Origin of the sequence: Kitasatospora sp. NPDC008050 (assembly GCF_042957465.1) — a bacterium.
In the GTDB taxonomy this organism is placed as follows: Bacteria; Actinomycetota; Actinomycetes; order Streptomycetales; family Streptomycetaceae; genus Kitasatospora.
In genome coordinates, this window is the sequence record NZ_JBIBIJ010000022.1 from 17,683 (window position 1) to 41,223 (window position 23,541).

General features: G+C 73.4%; 25 protein-coding genes and 1 pseudogene. 14 read left to right on the forward strand and 12 right to left on the reverse strand.

Going from position 1 to position 23,541, the window contains the following annotated elements:
- The first annotated feature begins 8 nt into the window (after positions 1-8).
- Positions 9-473, forward strand: a complete 465-nt coding sequence (locus ACFZB9_RS31665; RefSeq protein WP_391452948.1) for a GNAT family N-acetyltransferase — start codon at positions 9-11, stop codon at positions 471-473.
- A 14-nt stretch (positions 474-487) separates the two neighbouring features.
- On the opposite strand, the gene ACFZB9_RS31670 is transcribed toward ACFZB9_RS31665, so the two are convergent.
- Positions 488-976 (reverse strand): HutD family protein, encoded by a 489-nt coding sequence (locus tag ACFZB9_RS31670; RefSeq protein ID WP_391452949.1) that lies wholly within the window; start codon positions 974-976, stop codon positions 488-490.
- Positions 973-2,292 carry an MFS transporter gene (locus tag ACFZB9_RS31675; protein ID WP_391452951.1) on the reverse strand — a complete coding sequence of 440 codons (1,320 nt, stop codon included), beginning with the start codon at positions 2,290-2,292 and terminating at the stop codon, positions 973-975. The genes ACFZB9_RS31670 and ACFZB9_RS31675 overlap by 4 nt, the downstream gene beginning before the upstream one ends.
- A 17-nt stretch (positions 2,293-2,309) precedes the next feature.
- Here ACFZB9_RS31675 and ACFZB9_RS31680 point away from each other — a divergent pair, with 17 nt between their 5' ends.
- The 5 genes from ACFZB9_RS31680 (at position 2,310) to ACFZB9_RS31700 (ending at position 6,613) form a co-directional block, all read left to right on the forward strand.
- Positions 2,310-3,554 carry an ROK family protein gene (locus ACFZB9_RS31680; RefSeq protein WP_391452953.1) on the forward strand — a complete coding sequence of 415 codons (1,245 nt, stop codon included), beginning with the start codon at positions 2,310-2,312 and terminating at the stop codon, positions 3,552-3,554.
- Between the two features lie 172 nt (positions 3,555-3,726).
- Positions 3,727-4,341, forward strand: coding sequence for an RICIN domain-containing protein (locus ACFZB9_RS31685; RefSeq protein ID WP_391452954.1), 615 nt, complete (start codon positions 3,727-3,729; stop codon positions 4,339-4,341).
- Positions 4,342-4,561: 220 nt separating this feature from the next.
- The gene (locus ACFZB9_RS31690; RefSeq protein ID WP_391452956.1) at positions 4,562-4,888 is read left to right on the forward strand and encodes an SHOCT domain-containing protein; all 327 of its coding nucleotides are present in this window, start codon (positions 4,562-4,564) and stop codon (positions 4,886-4,888) included.
- 96 nt (positions 4,889-4,984) lie between these two features.
- Complete coding sequence (locus ACFZB9_RS31695) at positions 4,985-6,109, forward strand: PLP-dependent cysteine synthase family protein (RefSeq protein WP_391452957.1); 1,125 nt, start codon at positions 4,985-4,987, stop codon at positions 6,107-6,109.
- Between the two features lie 12 nt (positions 6,110-6,121).
- Positions 6,122-6,613: a GNAT family N-acetyltransferase gene (locus tag ACFZB9_RS31700; protein ID WP_391452959.1), complete on the forward strand. Its 492-nt coding sequence runs from the start codon at positions 6,122-6,124 to the stop codon at positions 6,611-6,613.
- Between the two features lie 18 nt (positions 6,614-6,631).
- On the opposite strand, the gene ACFZB9_RS31705 is transcribed toward ACFZB9_RS31700, so the two are convergent.
- The 5 genes from ACFZB9_RS31705 to mscL all read right to left on the reverse strand — a co-directional run bounded on the left by ACFZB9_RS31705 (position 6,632) and on the right by mscL (position 12,456).
- Positions 6,632-7,435 (reverse strand): DeoR/GlpR family DNA-binding transcription regulator, encoded by an 804-nt coding sequence (locus ACFZB9_RS31705; protein ID WP_391452961.1) that lies wholly within the window; start codon positions 7,433-7,435, stop codon positions 6,632-6,634.
- Positions 7,436-7,533: 98 nt separating this feature from the next.
- A complete protein-coding gene (locus ACFZB9_RS31710; RefSeq protein ID WP_391452962.1) occupies positions 7,534-9,921 on the reverse strand; it encodes a right-handed parallel beta-helix repeat-containing protein in 2,388 nt (795 codons plus the stop codon).
- A gap of 122 nt (positions 9,922-10,043) precedes the next feature.
- Positions 10,044-10,922, reverse strand: coding sequence for an MOSC domain-containing protein (locus ACFZB9_RS31715; RefSeq protein ID WP_391452964.1), 879 nt, complete (start codon positions 10,920-10,922; stop codon positions 10,044-10,046).
- 177 nt (positions 10,923-11,099) lie between these two features.
- Positions 11,100-11,783 carry a DUF6643 family protein gene (locus ACFZB9_RS31720; protein WP_391452966.1) on the reverse strand — a complete coding sequence of 228 codons (684 nt, stop codon included), beginning with the start codon at positions 11,781-11,783 and terminating at the stop codon, positions 11,100-11,102.
- A 229-nt stretch (positions 11,784-12,012) separates the two neighbouring features.
- Entirely contained in the window at positions 12,013-12,456 is a 444-nt protein-coding gene (gene mscL / locus ACFZB9_RS31725; protein WP_391452968.1) for a large conductance mechanosensitive channel protein MscL, read from the reverse strand.
- Positions 12,457-12,718: 262 nt separating this feature from the next.
- Between mscL and ACFZB9_RS31730 the strand changes: the two genes are divergently transcribed.
- From ACFZB9_RS31730 to ACFZB9_RS31750, 5 genes are all read left to right on the forward strand, one after another.
- On the forward strand, positions 12,719-13,174 hold the full coding sequence (locus tag ACFZB9_RS31730; protein ID WP_391452970.1) for a WXG100 family type VII secretion target: 456 nt from the start codon (positions 12,719-12,721) through the stop codon (positions 13,172-13,174).
- 3 nt (positions 13,175-13,177) lie between these two features.
- Positions 13,178-14,791, forward strand: coding sequence for an alpha/beta hydrolase (locus tag ACFZB9_RS31735; protein WP_391452971.1), 1,614 nt, complete (start codon positions 13,178-13,180; stop codon positions 14,789-14,791).
- 92 nt (positions 14,792-14,883) lie between these two features.
- A complete protein-coding gene (locus tag ACFZB9_RS31740) occupies positions 14,884-15,312 on the forward strand; it encodes a hypothetical protein (protein ID WP_391452972.1) in 429 nt (142 codons plus the stop codon).
- Positions 15,313-15,411: 99 nt separating this feature from the next.
- Positions 15,412-16,191: a slipin family protein gene (locus ACFZB9_RS31745; protein ID WP_391452974.1), complete on the forward strand. Its 780-nt coding sequence runs from the start codon at positions 15,412-15,414 to the stop codon at positions 16,189-16,191.
- A 75-nt stretch (positions 16,192-16,266) separates the two neighbouring features.
- On the forward strand, positions 16,267-16,938 hold the full coding sequence (locus tag ACFZB9_RS31750) for a thiol:disulfide interchange protein DsbA/DsbL (RefSeq protein ID WP_391452976.1): 672 nt from the start codon (positions 16,267-16,269) through the stop codon (positions 16,936-16,938).
- Between the two features lie 20 nt (positions 16,939-16,958).
- Here ACFZB9_RS31750 and ACFZB9_RS31755 read toward each other — a convergent pair whose 3' ends face one another.
- Entirely contained in the window at positions 16,959-18,128 is a 1,170-nt protein-coding gene (locus ACFZB9_RS31755; protein WP_391452978.1) for a glycosyltransferase, read from the reverse strand.
- Between the two features lie 68 nt (positions 18,129-18,196).
- Between ACFZB9_RS31755 and ACFZB9_RS31760 the strand changes: the two genes are divergently transcribed.
- Entirely contained in the window at positions 18,197-18,991 is a 795-nt protein-coding gene (locus tag ACFZB9_RS31760) for a glutamate racemase (RefSeq protein ID WP_391452979.1), read from the forward strand.
- A gap of 49 nt (positions 18,992-19,040) precedes the next feature.
- On the opposite strand, the gene ACFZB9_RS31765 is transcribed toward ACFZB9_RS31760, so the two are convergent.
- The 4 genes and pseudogenes from ACFZB9_RS31765 to ACFZB9_RS31780 all read right to left on the reverse strand — a co-directional run bounded on the left by ACFZB9_RS31765 (position 19,041) and on the right by ACFZB9_RS31780 (position 21,507).
- The gene (locus tag ACFZB9_RS31765) at positions 19,041-20,093 is read right to left on the reverse strand and encodes a polysaccharide deacetylase family protein (protein ID WP_391452980.1); all 1,053 of its coding nucleotides are present in this window, start codon (positions 20,091-20,093) and stop codon (positions 19,041-19,043) included.
- Between the two features lie 274 nt (positions 20,094-20,367).
- Positions 20,368-20,598, reverse strand: coding sequence for a hypothetical protein (locus ACFZB9_RS31770; RefSeq protein ID WP_391453091.1), 231 nt, complete (start codon positions 20,596-20,598; stop codon positions 20,368-20,370).
- Positions 20,599-20,738: 140 nt separating this feature from the next.
- A pseudogene (locus ACFZB9_RS31775) lies at positions 20,739-20,807 on the reverse strand (NAD-dependent epimerase/dehydratase family protein); the annotation flags it as partial.
- 184 nt (positions 20,808-20,991) lie between these two features.
- A complete protein-coding gene (locus tag ACFZB9_RS31780) occupies positions 20,992-21,507 on the reverse strand; it encodes a PTS-dependent dihydroxyacetone kinase phosphotransferase subunit DhaM (RefSeq protein ID WP_391452982.1) in 516 nt (171 codons plus the stop codon).
- 365 nt (positions 21,508-21,872) lie between these two features.
- Here ACFZB9_RS31780 and ACFZB9_RS31785 point away from each other — a divergent pair, with 365 nt between their 5' ends.
- Both ACFZB9_RS31785 and ACFZB9_RS31790 read left to right on the forward strand, forming a co-directional pair.
- On the forward strand, positions 21,873-22,094 hold the full coding sequence (locus ACFZB9_RS31785) for a DUF397 domain-containing protein (RefSeq protein ID WP_327071759.1): 222 nt from the start codon (positions 21,873-21,875) through the stop codon (positions 22,092-22,094).
- Between the two features lie 624 nt (positions 22,095-22,718).
- Entirely contained in the window at positions 22,719-23,213 is a 495-nt protein-coding gene (locus tag ACFZB9_RS31790; RefSeq protein ID WP_391452984.1) for a hypothetical protein, read from the forward strand.
- Positions 23,214-23,541: the final 328 nt, after the last annotated feature.

Below are 23,541 nucleotides of genomic sequence, written 5' to 3' on the forward strand. Positions count from 1 at the left end.
CGAAACCGATGACGGAGCCTGACCCGGTGGCCGCGGACCTGCGTCCGGCCACCGCCGCCGACCTCGAACCACTCGTCGAACTGCGCGTCCTGGTGATGCGCGCCGATCTGGAGCGCCTGGGCCGCTACGACCCCGAGCGGGTCCGCCGCCGCCTGCGGGACGCCTTCGAGCCCGCGCACACCTCGGTGATCCTGGCCGCCGGCGCCTTCGCCGGCTGCGTGGCGCTGCGCCCGGCGGCGGACGGCCACTGGCTGGAGCACTTCTACCTGGACCCGGCCGTCCAGGGCCGCGGCCTGGGCAGCGCCGTGCTGCGCACCCTGCTCGGGCGGGCGGACGCGCAGGGCTGGACGGTACGGCTCAACGTGCTCCAGGGCAGCCCGGCCCGCCGGCTCTACGAGCGCTTCGGCTTCACGGAGGAGCACGCGGACGAGGTCGACGTCTTCATGGCCCGCCGGCCCGGGGGATTGCCCTAGGGCCTAGCGGCCGGTCAGAGGGTGATCAGCACACCGGGACCGTTCGGTCCGGGCGCCGTCGAAGGGTGCTCCACCAGCACCGCGTCCTGGCCGGCCAGGGTCAGGGCCAGCACCGCGGTGCCCGGCGCGGGACGCAGCTCCTCGCCGCCCGGGGTCAGGGTGACGGTGGCGCCGGGCCGGCGGGTCATCAGGTTGAGCGCGGTCACCGGGCCGCCCAGCAGGCGGGCCGTGGTGGGCAGCGCACCGGAGAAGGCGAAGGGGCGCAGCGGGGCGATGGTGACCGCTGCCGCCTCGCCCACCGTCAGTTCGAGGCCGGGGCCGTCGACCACCGTCAGCACCCGGTCGAACTCCGGGAAGAGCGAGAACGCGCCGTCCGCCGCCACCAGTGCCAGGCTCACCCGCCAGTCGCCCGCCGGGTCGGCCGCCACCTCGCGGGTGACTCCGGCGCCGTTGCGCCAGGGGCTGGGGGTGCGGGCGGCGGCGGGCAGCTGCTGGATGGTCATCCGGGCAGCGTACCCGGCCTCACCCGGCCGGGGCGGTGCACCACCAGGGCGAGGGCGGCCGCCCCGGCGCTGGTGGCCGCGACCGTGGTGAGCGCGATCGGCAGGCTCGCCGCGTCGGCCAGGAAGCCGATCACCGGCGGGCCGATCAGCATGCCCGCGTAGCCCAGCGTGGAGGCGGTGGCCACCCCTTGCGGCCCACCGGTCTCGCCGGCCTTGGCGATGGCGAGCGGGAACAGGTTGGACAGGCCCAGCCCGACCAGCACGAAGCCGCCCAGCACCGCGGGCACGGAGGGGACCAGCGCGGCGATCAGCATCCCGGCGCCGGCGGTCAGCCCGCCCGCGGTCATCAGCCGAGCGGGGCCGAACCTGATCGCCAGCCAGGTTCCGGCCAGCCGCCCGGCGGTCATCGCGAAGGCATAGGCGGCGTACCCGAAGGCGGCCAGCGCGGCGCTCGCGTGCACGTCGTCGGTCAGGTGCAGGGTGGCCCAGTCGGCCAGCGAGCCCTCGCCGTAGGAGCTGCACATCGCGGTGCAGCCGACCAGCAGGACCAGCAGCCGGGCGTGCGGCAGCAGGCGACTGCCCGGCGCGGCCCCGGCTCGGTCGGCGGCTCGGTCGGCGGCCCGGTTGTCCGGCCGGCCGGTGGTCCGGTCGGCGATCCGGACCGGGGCGCTCGGCGCCTCCCGCAGCAGCACCACGCCCGCGCCGGCGGTGACCAGCACCCCGAGCGCCCCGCTGCAGGCCAGCGCCCAACTCGCCGTCAGCTGCCCGGCCAGCAGCCCGCCGATGGCCGCGCCGAGCAGGCCGCCCAGGCTGTAACCGGCGTGGAAGCTGGGCATGACGGGGCGCCGCAGCTCGCTGACCAGCTCGACGGCGGCGCTGTTCATCGCGACGTTGGCCGCGCCGTAGCCCGCGCCGAAGAGCAGCAGCGCCGCGCCCAGGGTGAGCACCGAGTGCGCGTGCGAGGGCAGCAGCACCGCTGCGCTCAGCACGGTGAGGGCGAGCACGGTGACCGGGCGGCTGCCGAAGCGCAGGCAGAGCCGGCCGATCAGCGGCATGGTGGCCACCGCCCCGGCCGACAGGCAGAGCAGCGCGAGGCCGAGGGCGGTGTGCGAGGCGTGCACCTGGGCGCGGATGTCGGGGATCCGGACCACCCAGGCGGCGAAGAGGAAGCCGTCGACGGCGAAGAACGCGGTGAGTGCCAGCCGGGCGGGGGACCAGGCGCCGGTCGGTCGGTCGGCTGGGGAGGCGGCGGCGATGAGGGAGGCAGTGGGGCCGGGTGCGGGGGTGGAGCGGCGTATTTTGTTTAGGAGCGGCACAAAGTCAGAATAGAGGAGTGCCGCACACTCCGACAACACTCGGCGAACCCGCCCACCGCCGCGCCCCCGACCGGGGCCGCAGCCTGCTCGGCCCGGCCCTGGAGCTCATCCACACCGGCCGCGCCCCCACCCGCTCCGCGCTGACCGCCACCCTGGGGGTCACCCGGGCCACGGCCGGTGCCGTCGCCGGCGAACTGGCCGCGCTCGGCCTGGTCACCGTCGACCAGCACCCGATCGGCAGCAGCCGCGGCCGTCCCTCGCACCGGCTGGGCCCGGCCACCGACGGTCCGGTGGTGCTGGCCGCCCAGCTGCACGCCGACCGTCTGTCGGTCGCGCTGGTCGGTCTGGGCGGCGCGCTGGGCGAGCGGGTGCACCACCCGGTGCCCGACCGCACCGACCCGGCCACGCTGCTGACCGCGATTGCCGCCGCCGGCGCCGCCCTGGTCCGCGCCGACCGCCGCCGCTGCCTGGGCGCCGCCCTGGCGCTGCCCAACCCGGTACGCGAGCCGCAGGGCACCGCGCCGGCCGCGCTGATCTTCGGCTGGCCCGGCGACACCCCGGCGGCGGAGCTGTTCGCCGACGCGATGGCCGCCCAGGACTTCGGCCCCTCGGCCCGCCACCCGCTGCCCACCGCGGTCGGCAACGACGCCAACCTCGTCGCCCTCGCCGAGCACCGCCACGGCGCCGGGCGCGACGCCCGCCACCTGCTGCTGGTCACCTCCGGCCACCTGGGCGTCGGCGGCGCGCTGGTGGTGGACGGCCGTCTGCACACCGGCAGCGCCGGACTCGCGCTGGAGGTCGGCCATCTGACGGTGGATCCGCAGGGCCGCCCGTGCCCCTGCGGCAACCGGGGCTGCCTCAATGTGGAGGCCGACCCCCAGGCGCTGCTCGCCGCCGCCGGCCGCACCCCGGATCCGGACCGTCCGCTGCTCGACCAGGCCCAGGAGCTGGCGCGGGCGGCCGCGCACGACCCGGTGGCCCGCGCGGCCGTGGACAAGGTGGTGGACCGGCTCGCCCTGGGACTGGCCGGGCTGGCCAACATCCTCAACCCCGACCGGATCGTGCTCGGTGGCCTGCACGGCGACCTGCTGGCCGCCGCCCCCGAGCGGCTCCCGGCGACGGTCACCCGGCACAGCCTGTGGGGGAGGTGTGACCAGGTCCCGATCGTGGCCTCGGCGTTGCGGGCGGCGGGGCTGGTGGGGGCCGGGGAGCTGGCCTGGGGGCCGTATCTGGCGGACCCTCAGCTGGTGGCCGATGGCTGATACGGATTTGTCATTCTGACTGAATCTCAGAAAACCACAGCATGGCTTGATTGTGTGCTGACCTCCCTTCTTCCTACTGTCACTCTATTTTTGAACCCCTTGCCCGGACCTCGTCGCATTCTCTGTAATGACGCATACAGAGCAAGACCTGCGACGAATCCGAGGACAGCACATGCGTATGAACCGGTTCATGCTCGCGCTCACCGTCGGCACGAGCATTCTCGCGCTCGGCACCACCGCCCACGCCGCCGCTCCTCGCGAGGCCGGCCCGGCAGCGGGCAAGCAGGTCATCGAGATCAGTTCGCCCGACCAGCTCCCGGGCATCGGCTCCGCGCGACCGGACAGCGCGGTGGCCGCCAACGTCACTTACCACACCACCGCGTTCACCAACAATCACGGCGGCAAGTGCCTGGACGGTGACACCAACACCATCGGCAACAACGGCGCCAAGGTGCAGCTGTGGGACTGCAACGGCTGGGACAACCAGAGTTGGTACTGGACCCCCGCGCCGAACCAGCCGGCCGGCTACTACACCATCCAGAACGGCCACGGCTGGCAGTGTCTCGACGGTGACACCAACACCATCGGCAACAACGGCGCCAAGGTCCAGCTCTGGGCTTGCAACGGCTGGCCGAACCAGACCTGGGCCTGGGGCGGCGGCACGCTGGTCAACGCGGACAAGGGCCAGTGCCTGGACGGCGACCTCAACACCATCGGCAACAACGGGGCCAAGGTGCAGCTGTGGGCCTGCAACGGCTGGGACAACCAGAGTTGGACCTGGCACTGAGTCCTGCACACCGCGCGGCCGCCGGTCCTCCACCTGGGGCCGGCGGCCGCGCCGCGTGCCCGGCCGGCCGGAGCCGTGGAGTAGTCGCCGGGCCGCCGCCTACTCCACGGGCGGCAGCCAGGGTGCCGCCGCCGGCACGACGCGCCGGCGCCTGCCACGCGGGACGCTCACAGGGACGGACCCGGTGACGCCCGGGCCGCACCCGAGGAGATGGATCCTGATGCACACCTACGCGACCGGTCTGCTGGCCGGTGACCACCGGCACGCGGGCCCGTGGTTCCTGATCTTCCCACTGCTCTGGCTGGCCTTCCTGGTGCTGGTCTTCGTGACGCTGCGTCGCACCGTCTGGCGGCGCGGCTGCTACGGCGGCCAGGTCGGCCCCTTCGGTTCCGGTGGCCGGTTCGGCCCCGCCGGGCACCTGCAGTCGCCGCTGGCCGTGCTCGGTGAGCGCTACGCGCGCGGTGAGATCGACGAGGACGAGTACCGCGCCCGGCGGGCGGTGCTGATCGAGCGCGGGCCGGGCGACTCCAAGTCCGACGGCGCCTGAGAGAAGCGCTCATCGGGCCCCGGGGCCGCCCCCCCGGAGGCCCGATAAGCGGAACCTACACCTCTCAAAACGATTACTTTCCGTTACAATCAATCCATGGCAGTGACATTCACCAGCACCGTGGACGTGGACCGCTCCGACGCCGGCTACCGCGGCTGGCTCAAGGAGGCGGTCCGCCGGGTCCAGGCCGACGCCAACCGCTCCGCCGACACGCACCTGCTGCGCTTCCCGCTGCCGCCGGAGTGGGGCATCGACCTCTACCTCAAGGACGAGTCCACCCATCCCACCGGCAGCCTCAAGCACCGGCTGGCCCGCTCGCTCTTCCTCTACGGGCTGTGCAACGGCTGGATCCGGCCGGGCAAGCCGGTGATCGAGGCCTCCAGCGGCTCCACCGCCGTCTCCGAGGCCTACTTCGCCAAGCTGATCGGCGTGCCGTTCATCGCGGTGATGGCCAGGACCACCAGTCAGGCCAAGATCGACCTGATCGAGCTGCACGGCGGCAGCTGCCACCTGGTGGACGACCCGAGCGAGGTCTACGAGGTCTCCGCCCGGCTCGCCACCGAGACCGGCGGCCACTACATGGACCAGTTCACCTACGCCGAGCGGGCCACCGACTGGCGCGGCAACAACAACATCGCCGAGTCGGTCTTCGCCCAGCTGCGGCTGGAGCCGCACCCCGAGCCGGCCTGGATCGTGGCCACCGCCGGTACCGGCGGCACCTCCGCGACCATCGCCCGGTACGTGCGCTACCAGCAGTACGACACCCGGATCTGCGTCGCCGACCCGGAGAACTCCTGCTTCTTCGACGGCTGGCTCAACCACGACGCCGACGCCACCTGCGAGAGCGGCTCGCGGATCGAGGGGATCGGCCGGCAGCGGATGGAGCCCAGCTTCGTGCCCGGCGCGATCGACCGGATGATGAAGGTTCCCGACGCCGCGTCGATCGCGGGGATCCGGGTGCTGGAGCGGGTGCTCGGCAAGCGGGCCGGCGCCTCCAGCGGGACCGGGCTGTGGAGCGCGCTGCGGATCGTGGCCGAGATGCGCGAGCGCGGCGAGCGCGGCAGCGTGGTCACGCTGATCTGCGACCCGGGCGACCGCTACCTGGACAAGTACTACGCGGACTCCTGGCTGGCCGCGCAAGGGCTGGACATCGCCCCCTACCAGCGTGCGCTGGACGCGTTCCTGGCGGGAAACCCCTGGTCGGAGCGGGACCCGGTGTGATATTCACCGGGCATGAACGATTTGCTGACCGAACGTCTGATCCTGCACCCCTTCACCCTCGCCGAGGCCGAGCGGGTGGCGGCGGGCCAGGCGCAGCCCGGTGACAACTGGGCCGCTGACTACCCGAGCGAGGGCGAGCGGGTCGGCGCCGGCATGTTCGCCAAGAACGCCGCGAACAACGGAGCCCGCCAGCCGTTCGGCGGCTGGGAGATCCGCCGGCGCTCGGACGGTGCGGCGATCGGCGGCCTCGGTTTCCACGGCGCGCCCGACGAGCACGGCACCGTCTCCGTCGGCTACGGCCTGTCCGAGTCGGTGCGCGGCCAGGGCTACGCGAGCGAGGCGCTGCGCGCCGTCCTGGCCGCCGCGCCCGGCTGGGGCGTCAAGCGCCTGGTCGGCGACACCGACCTCGACAACCTCCCCTCCCAGCGGGTGATGGAGGCCTGTGGCCTGACCTTCACCCACCAGGACGAGGAGCTGAAGTACTACGGCATCGACCTGGTCTGACGCGCTGCCGGACAGGTTCTAGGCCGGGGCGAGGAGCAGCTCGCGCACGTGCTCCCGTGCCGCCTCGACCGCCTCGGCGGGCAGCGCCGCGTCGGTCACCCAGGTGTCCACCTCGGCCAGTTCGGCGAAGGTCGACAGGCCGACCACGCCCCACTTGGTGTGGTCGGCCACCGCCACCACCCGGCGGGCGGAGGCCACGAAGTTCCGGTTGGTCTCCGCCTCGGCCAGGTTCGGGGTGGACAGGCCCGCCTCCGGGGAGAGGCCGTGGGTGCCGAGGAAGAGCAGGTCGAAGTGGAGCGAGCGGATCGCCCGGTCGGCCACCGGGCCGACCAGCGAGTCCGAGGGGGTGCGCACCCCGCCGGTCAGCACCACGGTGGTGCCCACGGCCTCGCCCTGCCGCTGGGCCCGCTCGAAGACGTCGGCCACCCGCACCGAGTTGGTCACCACCGTCAACTGCCCGACCGACGTGAGGTGCTGGGCCAGCGCGAAGGTGGTGGTGCCGCCGGAGAGCGCGATCGCGCTGCCGGGCGCCACCAGGGCGGCCGCCGCCCGGGCGATCTCCTCCTTGGCGGACAGCTCCAGCGCCGACTTCGCCTCGAAGCCCGGCTCGTGGGTGCGGGCCTCCTCGACCGGCACCGCGCCGCCGTGCACCTTCTCGATCACGCCGAGCTTGGCGAGCGCGTCCAGGTCGCGGCGGATCGTCATGTCCGACACGTTCAGCCGCCGGGTCAGCTCGTTGACCCGCACGCCGCCGCGCCGCCGGACCTCGTCGAGGATCAGCGCCCGGCGCTGCTCGGCGAGCAGGTTGCTGTTGTCGGCCACGTGCGCTGTCCCGCCTCTCGGTGGTCCTTCAGTGGGATTATCCTGCCACGTCAGTTCAACCGGACGGGAGCGGCGGCCCGCCGCGGGTCACCCCGGGGTCACCCGCGGGGCAGCGGCAGATCGGCCGGCACCAGGAGCTGGAGGTCCTCGGTGGAGGGGTCCGGCAGCTGGGCGACCCGCATCGCGTGCCGCTCCACCATGGTCTCGAAGACCTGCCGGGCGGTGCGGCCGTTGCCGAAGGACGGCCCGCGGTGCAGCGTGGCGAAGTGGTCGAGCAGCGCGCCGGCGGTCGCCTCGGCCAGCTGGTACTCGTGCTCCGCGCACTGGGTGCGGGCGATCTCCAGCAGCTCGGAGTCGGTGTAGTCGGGGAACGTGATGGTGCGGGAGAACCGTGAGGAGACCCCGGGGTTGGAGCTCAGGAAGCGCTCCATCTCGGCGGTGTAGCCGGCCACGATCACCACCACCGCGTCCCGGTGGTCCTCCATCAGCTTCACCAGGGTGTCGATCGCCTCCCGGCCGAAGTCGCGGGCGCCGTCCTCGGGGGAGAGCGTGTACGCCTCGTCGATGAACAGCACCCCGCCCCTGGCCTGTTCGAAGGCCGCCTGGGTGCGGATCGCGGTGGAGCCGATGTGCTCGCCCACCAGGTCCACCCGGGCCACCTCGACCAGGTGCCCGCGCTGAAGCACCCCGAGCGAGGCCAGGATCTCGCCGTAGAGCCGGGCCACCGTGGTCTTGCCGGTGCCGGGGGAGCCGGTGAAGACCAGGTGCCGGCGGAGCGAGGGCGCCTTCAGCCCGGCCTGCTGGCGGCGGCGCCCCACCGAGATCAGGTCGATCAGGGTGCGCACCTCCTGCTTCACGGTGGCCAGCCCGATCAGCGCGTCCAGTTCGGCGAGCGCCTCGTCGGGCGGGCGGCAGTCCGGGATCGGCGCGATCTGCGGCGGGGCGACCAGCGCCGGACCCGCCGTCAACTGCGCGGTGCGCGGCGCCGGGACGGTCTCGGCGGGCGCCTTGGCACTGGGTACGTCGTCCGAGGTGCAGGCCTCCACCACCGGGCCCGGCTCGGAGAACTCGAAGCCGGCCCGGCCGTTCTGCTCGGCCCGGCAGCGGGTCAGCACCGTCCGGCAGCCGTCGATCACGTGGAAGCCGAAGCCCTTGCCCTGCACCGCCCGGCAGTCCTCGAAGCTGCCCCTGCCCTGCGCCGAGACGTAGACCGCCGCCTCCGCGCTGCCACGCACCACGCAGTCGCGCAGCACCGGGTCGGCCCCCTTGGTGACGATCACCCCGGTGGCCACCTCGGCGATCTCGCACTCCGTCAACAGACCGCCGCTGCCGTGGTCGCGGAACCACAGGCCGGTGCCCGCCTCGCGCACCCGGCAGCGCTCCAGCGCCACCGTGGCGCCCGAGCTGACCGAGATCGCGGAGCTGCGGATCCGGCTGAACGAGGTGTCGGTGACGGTGGCCCGGGAGTCACGGTCCAGCACGAAGAGCGCGTCCGGCAGGTCGTGCAGGGTGCAGTCGGCCAGGGTGAGCTGGGCGCCGTCGCTGACCCAGATCGCCGGGTAGTCGCCGGTGCTGTCCTCGATCACGCAGCCGGTGGCCTCGGCCCTGGTGCCCGGGTCCCAGACCGAGAGCGCGCCGCGGCCGAACGCCCGTACCGTGCAGCGCTCCAGGGTCAGGGTGGAGTGGCCGCGCAGGTCGGCGGCGTTCTCCGGCAGCTCGTGCAGCCGGCACTCCACCAGGTGCAGCTCGGCCTCGGTGTCCAGGGTCAGGCCGTTGCCGGTCACCCGGTGCACCGCGCAGTCGGTCAGCCGCCCCACCGCCTTGGCCTCGGCCTGCACCCCGCTGCCCCGGATCTCGTACAGCTCGCACCCGGTCAGCTCGGCCAGGCTGCCGGCGTCGGTGAGCAGCACCCCGGCGCCCGCCGCGTGGTGCAGCCGGCAGCGGTTCAGCCTGGCTTCGGCGCCCTCCAGGACCGCCAGGCCGGCCTGCCCGGCCGCGGCGACCTCGCACTCCTCGATCTGCGCGGTGGCCGCGCCGCGCAGCCGCAGGCCCAGTCCGGCGGGGTTGTTGACGGTGCATCCGGTCAGCCGGGCCGCGGCCCGCTCGGTCACCTCGATCCCGACCGCGGAGTGGGTGTCCACCCGGCAGCCGACCAGGGTGGCCGCCGCCTCGGGGCCGGTGATCAGCACGGCGGCGGCGGAGCTGTCGAAGCCCTCGATGACCAGGTCGCGCACGGTGGCGGCGGCGGTGACGGTGAGCGCCACGCCCGAGGACGGGTCGAGCCGCACCGTGCCGGGGCCCTCGGCGGGCACCACCGTGACCGCCTTGTCGATCAGCACGTTCTCCCGGAAGACGCCGGGCCGCAGAGTGACGGTGTCGCCGGGCTCGGCGGCGGCCAGCGCCTCGGCCAGCGTCTGGTACTCCCCGGCGCGGCGCCGCCAGCGCGAGCCGCTGTCCTGCGTGACCCGGACCCTGTGCTCAGTCATGACGCTCCGTCGTCCGCCTTCCGCTGGTCGTGCTGTGCTCCCGGTCGCCCGCGTCAGACAAGCCCTTGCCGTCCGGTGCACCGTTGCCACACCGTAGCGTGTCCCGGGCGGCCACGATCGCGTCAAGCGGCCGGCAGCCGTTCACCGCGGGCCAGCACGGTCACCTCGTCGCCCAGGCGCAGGGTGCCCAGTTCGTGGCCGCTCAGGTGGTCGGGGCGCTCGGGAATCAGGTTGACGCCGAAGGCGGACTTCTTCTCGAAACGTCGGCGCTTGGCCAGGGTGCGCAGCGGCTCGGCCCCCGTCCGCTCGCCGGTCTCCTGGTCGGTGGTGGTCACCACGCAGCGGCCGCAGAGCTTGACCGCCCGGAAGGTCACCTCGCCGACCCTGACCCGTCGCCAGCGGTCCTCCTCCCAGGCCTCGGTGCCCTCGATCACCAGGTTGGGCCGGAACCGCTCCACCGGCAGGGCCGGCGAGCCGCCCTCCACCAGCCACGCGCCGAGCGCGGCCAGCGAGGCGGTGGTGACGGCCAGCAGCGGGAAGCCGTCGGCCATGCTCACGCTCTCACCGGGGTTGCTGAAGTCGGGTGCGATCGCGCGGGCCCGCGGGTCCGCCAGGTGCAGCAGGCGGATCTCGCCCAACTCGTGCGGGCCCAGCCGCTCGGCGAACCAGAGCTGCGCCTTCGGGTCGGCCTCCAGAGCGGCGAACCTGGTGCCGAACACGTCGGCCTCGGTGGCCCGGGCGCCATCGGCGGTGCGGGGCACGGTTATCCGCAGCTGGTCGCCCTCGGGGGAGGTGACCCACAGCGTGCCGTCCTCCTGTGGCTGCGCCCGGTAGCGCGCGAGTTGGGGGAGGTCCCGCTGGGTGACGGCCAGGCCGCCCGGGCGGGCCAGCATCCACCGGCGGTCTCCGCGCAGCCCCCACGGTTCCACCACGGCGTGTTCGGGGCTCTGTCGGTAGAGCGACTTCACGGGGTAGCGGTGCAAGCCGGTGAGGAGTGGCATATGACCATCCTGCCAGGTCGCAGGGCCTGCCACGGCCACGGGCCGGACCGGTGGCCGCCGGCGCCCGGCGGATGCGCGCGGGCCGCCGGGTCCGCCGTCGAACGGCGGTCCCAGCGGCCCGTGGATGACCGATCCCCCTCGGTTATCGCCCGGTCGAAACGACCGGTCTGCCTTCGCTCAGAAGGCCTGCCCCTGGTTGGGCTGCGGCGGCTGCGGGGCCTGGCCGAACTGGGACTGGCCGAACTGCGACTGACCCAGCGGCTGCTGCCCGAACTGCGGCTGGCCCAGGCCCTGCTGCCCGAACTGAGGCTGCCCGAACGGCTGCTGACCCGCCGGCTGCTGGCCCGCGTAGCCCTGCGGCTGCTGGCCGGGCTGGGGCTGCCCCGGGAACTGCTGGCCGGGCTGCTGGAAGAACTGCTGGGGCGGCATCGGTCGCACCGGGGCGGCCGGCGTGGGCGCCATCGGTCCGTTCGGCCGGAAGGCGCCGGGCTGCTGATCCCAGGCCTGCGGCGCGGACGGCTGCGGGTAGCCCGGCTGCATCGGCGCGCCGGGCATCCGAGGACCGGGCACGTACGGCTGGGCGCCGTGGCCGGGAACCGGTTGCGCGCTCTGGTAGCCGGAACTGGGGCCGGGGCCGAGCGCGAGGCGGGCCGGCGGCAGGGCCGGGAGCAGGCTGGTCGACTCCATCGCCGAACCGTAGCCGGGCACCGGGGTGGGGGCCGGCGGGAGCGCGGCCGGCACGTTGATCGGCGCGATCTGGGGGACTCCACGCTCTGCGACCAAGCTGTCGTAGATGGGCGTGCCCGACGAGAAGGACGGAGGGTAGTAGCCGACTCCGTCGTAGGAGCGGGGCGAGGTCATGGGGCATACCGTAAGCCCAGAATGCGCCCCTGAGGAGCCTGGGAGGGGTGGCAGTTCGAGTGTTTACGCAACCTTCGCCAATGCAAAAGGGGTAAACAGTCAGAGTTCGGACATTTCGCCGACACATTCCGGTCAATCTTGCTCATCGGAGGCGCGTGAGCCTCCCGGGTCGGGGGGCTCACGCCGACGCACCCGCAGGCCCGCGCCATGCTGCCGAACTGGCGTCTGATCAGCCGCGCTGCATCGCCTGGGCCGGGAAGCCGGGCAGTTCGGCCACCTCGGCGGTGCAGAAAGCGCAGCGCACGGCGGCGGCCGGAATCCGGCTCAGGCACTGCGGGCAGTCCACCTTGGCCGGCTCGGCCGCCTTCGGCTTCTCCAGCCGCGCCTGCAGCCGCCCGACCGGCACCACCACGGCGAAGTAGATCACCGCGCTGACCAGCGCAAAGCTGATCAGCGCGTTCAGGAAGGCGCCGTACGGGAACGTCGTGCCGGCGACCGTGAAGCTCTGCTTGCTGAAGTCCCCGACCGCTCCGGCCGCGACCCCGATCAGCGGGGTCAGGAACGCCGTGACGAAGCCGGTGACGACGGCGGTGAAGGCCGCGCCGATGACGATGCCGACGGCCAGGTCGACCACGTTTCCGCGCAGCAGGAAGCTGCGGAAGCCCTTGAACACGGCTCTGACTCCAGGAGGGTTCACGCGGGGCGACGGCCGGCCCCGCTCACGGCGCCATCCTCGCCGGGGCCGGGCGGTGCGGTCCAACCGCATTCACCCGCTCTGCCTAACGGGTACCGAGAATTGACGGTTCATCAGATGTGACGTGCACGCACCGGCCGGACTTCGCCGGGGTGCGCGACCGCTCGCACTCGTGTCCGAGTGTCCGTCCGGTCGCGTAGAGTGCCGATCGACGGCGACACGACCATGACGTGGGGGGATCATGCGCGAACCGGACGGCGGTGCCTCGCTCTCGGTCGATCCGGACGAGCTGACCGGATGCGGCCAGAGCGCCCAGCGGATAGCGGAGCAGATACCGGGGGAGACGGCCAAGCCGGTGGGGCCGGCCGATCAGGTCACCCACAGCCTGTCGGGCTGGGCGACGGCGAGCGCGCTGCACGACTGCACCGCGGACTGGAAGACGCTGCTGGACGGTCTGTCCAAGGACATGGACGGCTATGGCGGCAAGCTGATCACGATGGCTCAGAACTACCGCACCACCGACCAGTCCGCGGCTGACACGCTGAACGCCGCAGGCCGGCCGACCACCCAGGCGGCCGTGGTGTCCTCGGGGGTGCCGTACGTGCCGCCCGCCGGGGGCCCGGACCCGTTCGGCACCCGGCTGCCGGGGCGCCAGGGCACCCCGGTGCTGCTCACGACCCGGCCGAACGGGGGCTGAGCCGTGGACATCGCCACCCTGCGCAACGCGGACTTCGACGACCTGACCACGGCCAGGACCGCCTACGAGACCCTGGCCACCGCCTTCGACGGGCACATCGGTGACTGGCAGAGCTCGGTGGTCACCCGCCTGCACAACTCCAACTGGTCCGGCAGCACAGCGGTTCAGGTGAACGCGGACCTGAGCACGTACACCGGCAAGCTGCGGGCGGCCCACGACGAGCTGGTCCTGGTCTCGGGGGTGCTGGACGATGCGGTGCGCTCGTTCCAGCTGGCCCAGGCGGACCTGGTCAACGCGCTGAACGAGGCGCAGGCGCACCAGATCACGGTCGCGGCGGACGGGGGGCTGTCGTGGGAGAAGCAGCTCGATCCGGTCACCGGCGTCGACGCCCGCCAGGACATCGCGAAGAAGGTCGGCGACGACATCACCGCGGCCCTGACCGAGGCCGCGCAGGCCGACAAGCTGATCTCCGACCACCTGCAGAAGTTCATCGCCAACGCCACCAACGGCACCGGCCTGGACAGCGCGACGGTGGCCGCCGACCAGAACACCGCCAATCACCGCGAGGACATCCCCGACGCCAGTGCCAGCCCGGCGGCGGTCAACGCGTGGTGGCAGGGCCTCACCCCGGCCGAGCGGCACCACCTGATCTACAACCAGCCCGACCGGATCGGCAACCGCGACGGCATCCCGACGGTCGACCGCGACCAGGCGAACCGGCTGCGGCTCGCGCAGAACCAGGCGCAGCTGAAGTCCGAGTTGGACGGGCTCGGTCCCGAGCCGCCGTTCCTCAACAGCGGCGTGGGCATGGGCAATGATCAGGAGTCCATGCAGCACGTGGCCTGGCGGGCCGAGCACGACGACCTGACCGGCAAGTTGAAGGGCCTCAACGACATCCAGAACCGGCTCGACAACTCCCGGGGACCGGACTTCCCGCCCACCTACCTGATGGGTTTCGACACCCAGGGCAACGGCCACGCGATCGTCGCCATGAACAACCCCGACACCGCCGACAACGTGCTGACCTTCGTGCCGGGTACCTCGGCCCGGCTGGCGGGGATCACGGGGGACATGGACAAGTCGTACGAGATGGAGAACTCGGCGGCCAAGGCCGACAAGGGCACGTTGAAAACCACCGCGACCATCGCCTGGTCCGGGTACGACGCGCCGCAGACCCTCCCCGAGGCATCGACGGGCGGGCCCGCGTTCGGTGCGGAGGACCGGCTGCACAGCTTCGAGACCGGTCTGCGTGCCACCCACGAGGGTGCTCCCTCGTTCAACACCATCATGGGTCACAGCTACGGCAGTACCGCGGTCGGGTTCACCATGCGGGACAAGGGCCTGCCGGTGGACCGGGCGATCTTCGTGGGGAGCCCGGGGCTCGGCGTCTACAGCCCGAGCGAGCTGCACCTGGACCCGTCCCAGGTCTTCGTGGGGCGCGGTTCGAACGACCCGATCGAGTACGTCGCCGGAGTCGCCTTCGGCTCGGACCCGATGGACTCCGACTTCGGGGCGCAGCACCTGCCGACGGGAGACTCGGACCACTCGTCGTACTGGAGGCCGGACAAGCCGGCCTGGGACGCGTTCGGGAAGATCGCGACTGGACGTCAGCCGTGAGCCGCCGGGGGAAGGGTGTTCGGGGGCTCGCCGGGCTGGCTCTGTTGGCTGTGCTGAGCGGCTGCGGCCAGGGAGGCCCGGCCAAACCGAAGTTGACGGCAGCTCAGGCGCGGGAGCGCAATGCCGCCGTGGCCCAGGAGGTGATTGCCGTGCTGCCGGTGAAGCCGCAGACGGTGCGGGCCCTCGGGACTGGTTCGTCGCCGTGCCTCGTCAACCCCGACGCCCAGGAGAACGGCACCGTGGAGTACGGGGCGGGGTACGACCTGATCGGGATCACACCCGACCAGGGCCCGGCGGTCTTCGCGGGCGTCAGGAAGGCGTTGGAGGCGAAGCACTACCGGTTCGTCTACGCGACGACGGGCACGCTCCAGATGCACTCGCCGGACGACTCGACCAACCTGACGATGGACCAGGCGGACAGCGGGGTGGTGCCGCTGCATCTCACCGTCACCTCCCCCTGCGTCTGGCCGGACGAGTCGCCCACCCCCACCCCGTCCCCGACCCGGGACCGGATTCCCTGACCTGGCCGTCCCGAAGGTGCTGCACGCCCCCTGTGCGGCGACCGTTCCCGGGCGCATACTGGCCCGGCGTGGTGTCGCGCCGTACGAGGGGGACGAGACATGCCGATCGTCATCGTGCTGGTCGTCGCGTTGCTGCTCTGGCTGGTCACCAGCGTCCGGGTGGTCCAGCAGTACGAGCGCGGGGTGGTGTTCCGGCTCGGCCGGGTGCGCAGTGCCGTGCGGGAGCCGGGGCTCGCGCTGCTGTTGCCGGTGGTGGACCGGATGCGCAAGGTCAACGTGCAGGTGGTGACCATGCCGGTGCCGGCCCAGGAGGGGATCACCAAGGACAACGTCACCGTGCGGGTGGACGCGGTGCTCTACTTCCGGGTGGTCGAGCCGGTGAGGGCCACCGTGGACGTGCAGAACTACTCCTTCGCGATGCTCCAGGTCGCACAGACCTCGCTGCGCTCGGTCATCGGCAAGAGTGAGCTGGACGATCTGCTCACCGGGCGCGAACAGCTGCATCGTGGGCTGGAGTTGATGCTGGAGAGCCCGGCGGTCGGCTGGGGCGTGCACATCGACCGGGTGGAGATCAAGGACGTCGCGCTGCCCGACTCGATGAAGCGCTCGATGGCCCGCCAGGCCGAGGCCGACCGCGAGCGGCGGGCCCGGATCATCACCGCGGACGGCGAGTTCCAGGCCGCCGCCAAGCTCGCCGAGGCGGCGGACCGGATGGCCGAGACGCCGGGCGCGATGCAGTTGCGCCTGCTGCAGACCGTGGTGGAGGTGGCGGCGGAGAAGAACTCCACGCTGGTGCTGCCGTTCCCGATCGAGCTGCTGCGCTTCTTCGAGGCCGCCGCCGATGGGGCGAAGGCCCGGCCGGAGACCCGCCCGGAGTAGCCGAAACCGCCCGATCGGGGGAACTGCGGCGTTCCAACTGGCTTGGCATGGTGCTGAGCTGACACGGTGTCGGGCATGAAGCCTGCCACCCGTGCCCTCGTCCTGCTGGTCTCCGTCGCCTGTGCGCTCGGCGGCACCGCGCCGAGCGGCTCCGCCGCGACCCGCACGGGCCGAGCGAACGAGCCGTATGTGAGCCTGCGCCACCCGCAGGAGGTGCACGGGACCAAGGGCCGCGAGGTGCTGGAGGTCTTCTGGTACGGCTGCCGGCACTCCCAGCTGCTCGAAGCGCCGCTGGAGGAGTGGGCGGCCCGGCAGCCCGCCGACGTGGTGCTGCGCCGGCTGCCCGCCGTCTGGCCCGGCACCTCGGACCAGACGGTCGAACGTGCGCACGCCCGCCTCTACTACACGCTGGACCGGCTCGGTGAGGTGGACCGCCTGCAGCGCGCCGTCTTCGACGCCGTGGTGGCCCAGGGCCGTGACCTGACCAGCGAGGCGACGGCCGCCGACTGGGCCGAGACGCAGGGGGTGGACCGCGGGCGGTTCACCCAGGCCTACGAGTCCGCGCAGGTGCGCGGCGAGGTCGACCAGGCGCCGAGTGAGCTGGCCCGGTACGAGGTCGACGAGCTGCCCAGCGTGGTGGTCCAGGGCCGCTACCGGACCTCGCCGACCAAGGCCGGCGGCGTGGACGCGATCCCGGGGGCGTTGGACCGGATGCTCGGCCAGGTGCGGTCCTCCCGCACCGCCTGACCCGGGCCGCCGGTATTCATCTAGTACGTGCGGCCCTTCCAGGCCGCGCCCCGGCCGCGGTAGTGCTGCACCGCCGAGTCCACCGTCATCAGCAGATAGAGCAGAGCGGTGAACGGCAGCAGCAGCGCGGCCGGGGCCGGGCGGTCGTAGTAGCGGGTCATCGGCAGGTAGGTCGCCGTCAGCAGGGCCCAGGCCGCCGCCCCGGTGGCCGCCAGTCCCCAGTGACCGGTCAGCGGCCCGGCCACGGTCGCGACCGGGGGAACCAGGTAGATCAGCGCCAGGCCGAGCACCGTCCCGAGCAGCAGCGGCGGCGAGTGCCGCAGCTGGGCGTACGCGCTGCGCGAGACCATCCGCCACAGCGGGCCGAGCCCGGGATAGGGGCGCACGCTGAGCACCCGCAGCTCCTCGGGCCGCTCGGCCAGGCCCAGCCAGGTCCGGCCGCCGCCGCGCTTGACGGCCCGGGCCAGTGAGACGTCATCGATCACCGCGCCGCGGATCGCGGCCACCCCGCCGGCCCGCTCCAGCGCCTCGCGCCGCACCAGCGAGCAGCCGCCGGCGGCCGCGGCCGTCCGTGCGCCGGGGCGGTTGCTCCAGCGGAACGGGTAGAGCTGGGCGAAGAAGTAGACGAAAGCCGGCACGATCAGCTGCTCCCAGCGGGTCTCGGTGCGCAGCCGGGCCATCTGCGAGACCAGGTCGAGCCGCCCGGCCTGGGCCCCGGAGACCAGTGCGGCCAGGGTCTCCGGGCCGTGCGCGATGTCGGCGTCGGTGAGCAGCAGCCACTCGACCTCGCCCGCCAGCTCCACCCCGTGCCGCACCGCCCAGAGCTTTCCGGTCCAGCCGGCCGGCAGCGCGGGCGGGGTGGTCACGGTGAGCGGCAGACCCTCCGGGCACTGGTCGGCCAGCGCGCGGGCGACGTCCGCGGTGCCGTCCGAGCTGTGGTCGTCCACCAGGATCACCCGGGCCCGCCCCGGGTACTTCTGGGCCAGCAGCCCCGGCAGGCTCAGCGGCAGCACCGCGGCCTCGTCCCGGGCCGGCACCACGATCGCGACCGCGGGCCAGAGCACCGGCTCGGGCCGGTGCGGCGGCATCCGCAGATCGGTGCGCCAGAAGAGGCCCTGGCAGCAGGCCAGCCAGAGCCAGCAGAGCAGCGACAGTCCGGTCACAGCGGTCACCCACGGCAGCAGCGTCACGCCGGCAGTCTGCCGCAGCGGCACCGCTTCAGAAGGTCACCTGGCCGGATCCGCTAGGGTCGTACCCTGTGAAGATCGCACTGATGGACTCCGGAATCGGATTGCTTCCGGCCGCGGCCGCTCTGCGGAACCTGCGACCGGACGTTGATCTCGTACTTTCCAGCGACCCCGAGAGCATGCCCTGGGGACTGCGGACCACCGAGGACCTCATCGAGCACGCGCTGGGCTGCGCCCGGGCGGCGGCCGCACAGCGTCCGGACGCGCTGGTGGTGGCCTGCAACACCGCCACCGTGCACGCGCTGGCCGCGATCCGCGCCGAGTTGGAGCCCGAGCTGCCGGTGATCGGCACCGTGCCGGCGATCAAGCCGGCCGCCCGCGGCGGCGGCCCGGTGGCGATCTGGGCCACCCCGGCCACCACCGGCAGCCCCTACCAGCGCGCGCTGATCGCGGACTTCGCGGATGACGCCCAGGTGACCGAGGTCCCGTGCCCCGGACTGGCCGACGCGGTGGAGCACGCCGACGGGGCGGCCCAGGCCGCGGCGATCGCGGCCGCGGCGGCGCTCACCCCGCCGGGCACGGAGGCCGTGGTGCTCGGCTGCACGCATTACGAGCTGGTCGCCGAGTCGATCCGCGCGGCGCTCGCGCCGACCTCGCACCCGGAGCTGGTACTGCACGGCTCCGCCGACGCGGTGGTCGCCCAGGTGCTGCGCCGGCTGCCGGCCGAGGCCGTGGCCCGTCAGGGAAGCGGCACGCTGACGGTGCTGCACGCCGGCCGGCCGAGCCCGCTGCCCGCGGCGGCGGCCTGCTACCCGCAGGGTCGGGCGCTCGGCCAGGTGTCGAGCGTGGCGGCCGGCGCGCACTGACGCAACGGACCCCGGGCGGCGCGCGCCGATGACGTGCCCGGCCCGGTGGTCAGCTGCCGACCAGGCGCTGCGCTCCGCGCCAGCGGCTGACCGCCGGGTGCAGACCCGACAGGACCGCCTCGAACTGATCCCCGTCGCACCCCGGGTCCACCGTCAGCCGGCTGACCCGCAACGCCTCGCGCGGCAGCCGCGGATTGAGCCGGTGATCGGCCAGGAACGCGCTGCGGTAGCCGAGTTCGGTGAGCAGCCGGGCCGCGCGCACATCGTGGCCGCCGCCGGGGTAGGCGAAGGCGGTGGGGGCGGTGCCGAGCCAGCCGGTCAGGGTCCGGTGCGCGGTGCGGATCTCGGCCTGCACGGTGTCGTCGTCGCAGCGCCGCAGCTCCGGATCGCCGAGGGTCTGGCTCCCGATCGCCACCTGTCCGGCCGCCAGCAGGCGCAACTGCTCCGGCGTCAGCCGCTGGCGGCGCGGCGGGCGGGCCGGCGAGCTGACCCGCAGCTCGTGCAGGCTGCGGCGGCGGTCCGGGTCGGGCAGCGAGGCCAGCTGGGCCAGCCGCGCGGGCAGGCCGTCGGCGGTGACGGCGCGCGCGTGGCCGCCGTTGGCCAGCAGGAAGGCTGCCTCCTGGCGCCAGGACGGGCGGTCGGTGCCGACCAGTTCGGTGACCACGAAGGCGACCGCGGGCAGGCGGCGGGCGGTCAGTGCGGGCAGCGCGTGGTCCAGCACACCGCGGTCGGCGTCGTCGAAGGTGATCAGCACACTGCGCGGCGGCAGTGGCCGGCCCTCGCGCAGCGCCTGCTCCAGGGCCGGCAGCGACACCGGGACGGCGACGCGGCACAGCCGGTCCAACTGCGCGCCGAAGGCACGCCGGTCGGTCACCCGCCGGTAGGCGAGCACCGCCAGCCGACGGGCCGCGCGGGCGCGGAAGAGCGGCTGGGCGGGGGAGTGGCGCAGCCAGTGCACGAGCCGGTCGGTGCCGGGCGGCACACCGGCCTCGGCCGCCACCGGCTGCCCGGGGGCGACGGCCAGGGCCGGGCGTGACCTGGGCCCGACCATCTCGGGCGTGATCGCCGACCACGCGGCCGACCGCAGGTCAGGCGTGTTCATCTGGTCCGGCGTGCTGGCATCCGGTCGCGGCACAGTGCCCCCAAGGCGCGGCCGGGCGGACCCGGCAAGGAGATCGCTCTACGTACTACCGACTCGTACGTCATGTGGATGGTTGTACGCGATGGGTACGACAGCTTGAACCGTTTCGAGCCCCACACATCTGCCGCACCCGAGCGCCATGGGCGCGGGCTGTGCGGGGGCGGGGCTGTGCCGTGACCGGGCTGTACTCGGACGGGCCGTACCGGGAGGCTCGGCACCGGGGGCGGACGGTGGGTCAGGACGCCCCGGCGGCCGGCTGGGTGCGGAAGCACTCGACCGTCAACGGTCGGCCGGCCAGTGCGGCGGCCGTCAGGTCGCCAAAGGCGGCCGGCTTGCCCGCCGCGTAGGGGCTCAGCGGTTCGGCCCGCATGATCTCGCGCTCGGGCAGCTCGCGGTCGGCTCCGTGGACCGAGGACGAGGAGGCCGCCGCGAGATGGAGACCGCCGGCCCGCCGGGCCGCCTCCAGGACCTGGGGCGTGCCGGTGTGTTGACCTCATGGCTCGCCGGCGGGGCGGCCACCGATCGCGGCGCGGCGTCGCAGCCGGCCAGGTCGGCCTCGTCGCCGCCGCTGAACTCGTCGACCACCCGGACCTCGGCGGTCCCGGGACGCTCCAGCAGCGCGGCCACCACGTTGGCGCCGATGAAACCGGCTCCGCCGGTGACGACCACGCGCATCGCGGGGCCTCCTCCCGGAAGTACGAGGGCTCGTCGGTCAGGCCGCGTAGCCGGGACAACCTGTGCCGCACCGGCCCGGCGCAGAGCCGATCGTAGCCGACCGGACACGGTCCGTGTAGACCCTGTCGGCGGTTGAGAGCGGACTCATAGCTTCCGCCCGGCCTGCGGAAATACCGGTGCCGGCTCAGAACTTGCGCTGCCGGTAGGTCTCCTCCGCGGCCTCCACCACCGCGGCCAGGTCGCCGCCGGCCGAGGCGGTCAGCACGGCCGCCACCGCGCCCTCCACGAACGGCGCGTCGGCGAACCGCACCGGGAACGGCAGGCCGTGCTCGTCGGCCGCGGCCAGCACGGCGGCCACCGTCTGGACGGCTGACGGGAGGTCGGCCAGCACCGCCACGCCGTGGCCCTGGTCCACCCGCCGGGCCGCCGCCGCGATCAGCAGCGCGCTGCTGCCCAGGCCGTCGCCGGGGTGTCCGCCGGTGGCCGCGACGGGGGCCGGATCGTCCGTTGCCGACATGGCGCGGGCCAGGTCCGCGGTGTCCTGCGCCAGCTCCCGGCTGTGCGAGACCAGGACCACGCCGACCCGGCCCAGCGCGGCCGAGCGCAGCGGGGCCTGGCTCGGTACCCGGGCGGCCGACGGCGCCTCCCCGATCGGGATGACGTCCGCCCCGTTCCCGCCTCGCGGGCTGATCTGCCCCATCGGCTGCTCCCAGCTCTCCCGGCCTCTCCCGCCGCCGCCCGCGCGCGGGGGCCGCGCCCGACCGGCGCCGACCGTGCCCACTCTCGCAAACGCGGCTCGCCGCCCGGGGCCCGCCGCGCCGGTCGGGCCGGTCGGGCCGGTCGGGCCGGGCTCAGCGGGATCCGTGCCACAGGCCCTAGCACGATTGCCGACGGTCCGGGCCGGTTCCGGCCGAGGACGCCCGCCGGGAGCGGAGTTCGTGCACACGCCGCCCGGGCCGGGCCGCCGGCCGTTACGCTGACCCCCCTGAAGGACGTTCGGGAGGAGCACGACCAGTGACAACCGAGACCACCGGGGCCGGCCAGAGCGCCCAGGGCGCGGAGTCCGTGCCGGCGGCGCGCAAGCCCAAGTTGGACACCACCGGCGCGGAGTGGCTCTCCGCGAAGCAGGAGGACGGCTCGCCGGGTGATGTGCAGATCGCCTTCGTCGACGGCTACATCGCCATGCGCGACGGGCGTTTTCCGGATGGCCCGGTGCTGGTCTTCACGCCGGAGGAGTGGCGGGCCTTCGTGCTCGGCGCCCAGGACGGCGAGTTCGACCTGACCTGAGCCGCGAAGCCTCGGCCAGGGGCCGCCGGTCCACCGACCGGCGGCCTTCGTGTTTCCCGCACCGGCCGCAGACGGTGCGCACAACAGACAGGCGCCGTGCCGACCGCCCCCACGCGGTCGTGCACGACGCCTGCTGTGCGACCCGGTTCGCGAAACCGGGCTCCCTCCCGAGGTTCCCCGGGGCCGACCCGAGTGGACCGGTCCCGTCGCCGGGAGGCTGGCGGCGGGACCCTGAAGGTCCAGGCCGCCGGTGCCCGGGATCCGAACGCCCCCACGCGTCGGTGTCCCGGGCGCGGTTCACGAGCGCGACGAAGTCGGGGAACCCGTGAACCAGGCTTTGGGTGAAAGAGTGACAGACTCGGGCAAACTCACTAGCGCAACAGCCACAGTCGCCGCACGACGGTGTGCCAACGGAGGATGGGCGCACACGAATGCGCCACAGCAGGCCACCCCCACGTGGACGGACCACAGCAGCTGCCGTACATCCGCGACCGTAGCCCGGACGGTTGCTCAGCGTCAACATTCGTCTCGGAGCGTGGAGCTCGCGCCCTTGTGAACGTCCGGCGAACGCGCCTCGGCGCCGCCCCGTGCGGTCGCGCGCCCCCGGGCACGTACGATGGCGACATGTCATTTCTCCGCCGACGCTCCGGCACCCCCGCGGGCCCGGACTTCGACGTCCTCGCGATGGACCCGGGCGACTGGCCAGGCCTCTTCGGCGCCGCGGTGATGACCGGCCCGGACGGCTCCTGCCAGGGGATCTTCCTGCGCTACGACCTGTTCGGCGGTCGCGGCCCGGCGATGTTCATCGGCAACCTGCCCGAGGGCTCGCCCGCGCGCGACACCGCGGACGGTGTGCCGTTCGAGGTCAGACAGCTGCTGGCGGCGCTGGAGCTGGACGAGCCGGTCGAGTTCGTGTCGGCCGAGGACTTCCCGGTGATGCTCGGCGATGACCTGCTGATCGTGAAGAAGGTCAAGGTCTCCGAGGAGCGGGTGTTCTGCGCCCAGTTCGACCGCAGCGACCAGGTGCAGGTCACCATCGCCTCCTGGGACCGGCCGATCGCGGATGATCTCTACCAGCTGCTCAAGCCGCTGCCGGCGGACCTCTTCCAGCAGAGCTGACCGGACCTTCTCGCACCGGACCGGTAACCGCCTTGACGAAACCCGAACGGGCGGCGACCGGCAGCCGTCCGGTGCCACGACCGTTCCGTCAGGTGTTCGACCATTGCTTGACGGGCTCGATCAACACTTCGTACAGTCACGGCATGCCGTCCCGCCGCCCGCTGCTGACCAGGCGCAGCTATCTGGACCTGCGGCGGACCGCCAGCGCGATCTGTCCCTAGGGGCCTGCCCGGCGATTCCAGCCGGCCCCCGGCCGAGGACGAGCCTGCCGCCCCGATCGCTCCGGGGCCGGCTCCTGCCTCGGGTTTCCCGTACGCCCCCACCGCAC

What these genes read in the sequence shown, in the direction of transcription:
- ACFZB9_RS31665 (WP_391452948.1), top strand. Translation starts at nt 9, where the DNA reads ATGACGGAGCCTGACCCGGTGGCCGCGGACCTGCGTCCGGCCACCGCC.
- ACFZB9_RS31670 (WP_391452949.1), bottom strand. Translation starts at nt 976, where the DNA reads ATGACCATCCAGCAGCTGCCCGCCGCCGCCCGCACCCCCAGCCCCTGG.
- ACFZB9_RS31685 (WP_391452954.1), top strand. Translation starts at nt 3,727, where the DNA reads ATGCGTATGAACCGGTTCATGCTCGCGCTCACCGTCGGCACGAGCATT.
- ACFZB9_RS31690 (WP_391452956.1), top strand. Translation starts at nt 4,562, where the DNA reads ATGCACACCTACGCGACCGGTCTGCTGGCCGGTGACCACCGGCACGCG.
- ACFZB9_RS31695 (WP_391452957.1), top strand. Translation starts at nt 4,985, where the DNA reads ATGGCAGTGACATTCACCAGCACCGTGGACGTGGACCGCTCCGACGCC.
- ACFZB9_RS31700 (WP_391452959.1), top strand. Translation starts at nt 6,122, where the DNA reads ATGAACGATTTGCTGACCGAACGTCTGATCCTGCACCCCTTCACCCTC.
- ACFZB9_RS31710 (WP_391452962.1), bottom strand. Translation starts at nt 9,921, where the DNA reads ATGACTGAGCACAGGGTCCGGGTCACGCAGGACAGCGGCTCGCGCTGG.
- ACFZB9_RS31715 (WP_391452964.1), bottom strand. Translation starts at nt 10,922, where the DNA reads ATGCCACTCCTCACCGGCTTGCACCGCTACCCCGTGAAGTCGCTCTAC.
- ACFZB9_RS31720 (WP_391452966.1), bottom strand. Translation starts at nt 11,783, where the DNA reads ATGACCTCGCCCCGCTCCTACGACGGAGTCGGCTACTACCCTCCGTCC.
- ACFZB9_RS31730 (WP_391452970.1), top strand. Translation starts at nt 12,719, where the DNA reads ATGCGCGAACCGGACGGCGGTGCCTCGCTCTCGGTCGATCCGGACGAG.
- ACFZB9_RS31745 (WP_391452974.1), top strand. Translation starts at nt 15,412, where the DNA reads ATGCCGATCGTCATCGTGCTGGTCGTCGCGTTGCTGCTCTGGCTGGTC.
- ACFZB9_RS31750 (WP_391452976.1), top strand. Translation starts at nt 16,267, where the DNA reads ATGAAGCCTGCCACCCGTGCCCTCGTCCTGCTGGTCTCCGTCGCCTGT.
- ACFZB9_RS31765 (WP_391452980.1), bottom strand. Translation starts at nt 20,093, where the DNA reads ATGAACACGCCTGACCTGCGGTCGGCCGCGTGGTCGGCGATCACGCCC.
- ACFZB9_RS31780 (WP_391452982.1), bottom strand. Translation starts at nt 21,507, where the DNA reads ATGGGGCAGATCAGCCCGCGAGGCGGGAACGGGGCGGACGTCATCCCG.
- ACFZB9_RS31790 (WP_391452984.1), top strand. Translation starts at nt 22,719, where the DNA reads ATGTCATTTCTCCGCCGACGCTCCGGCACCCCCGCGGGCCCGGACTTC.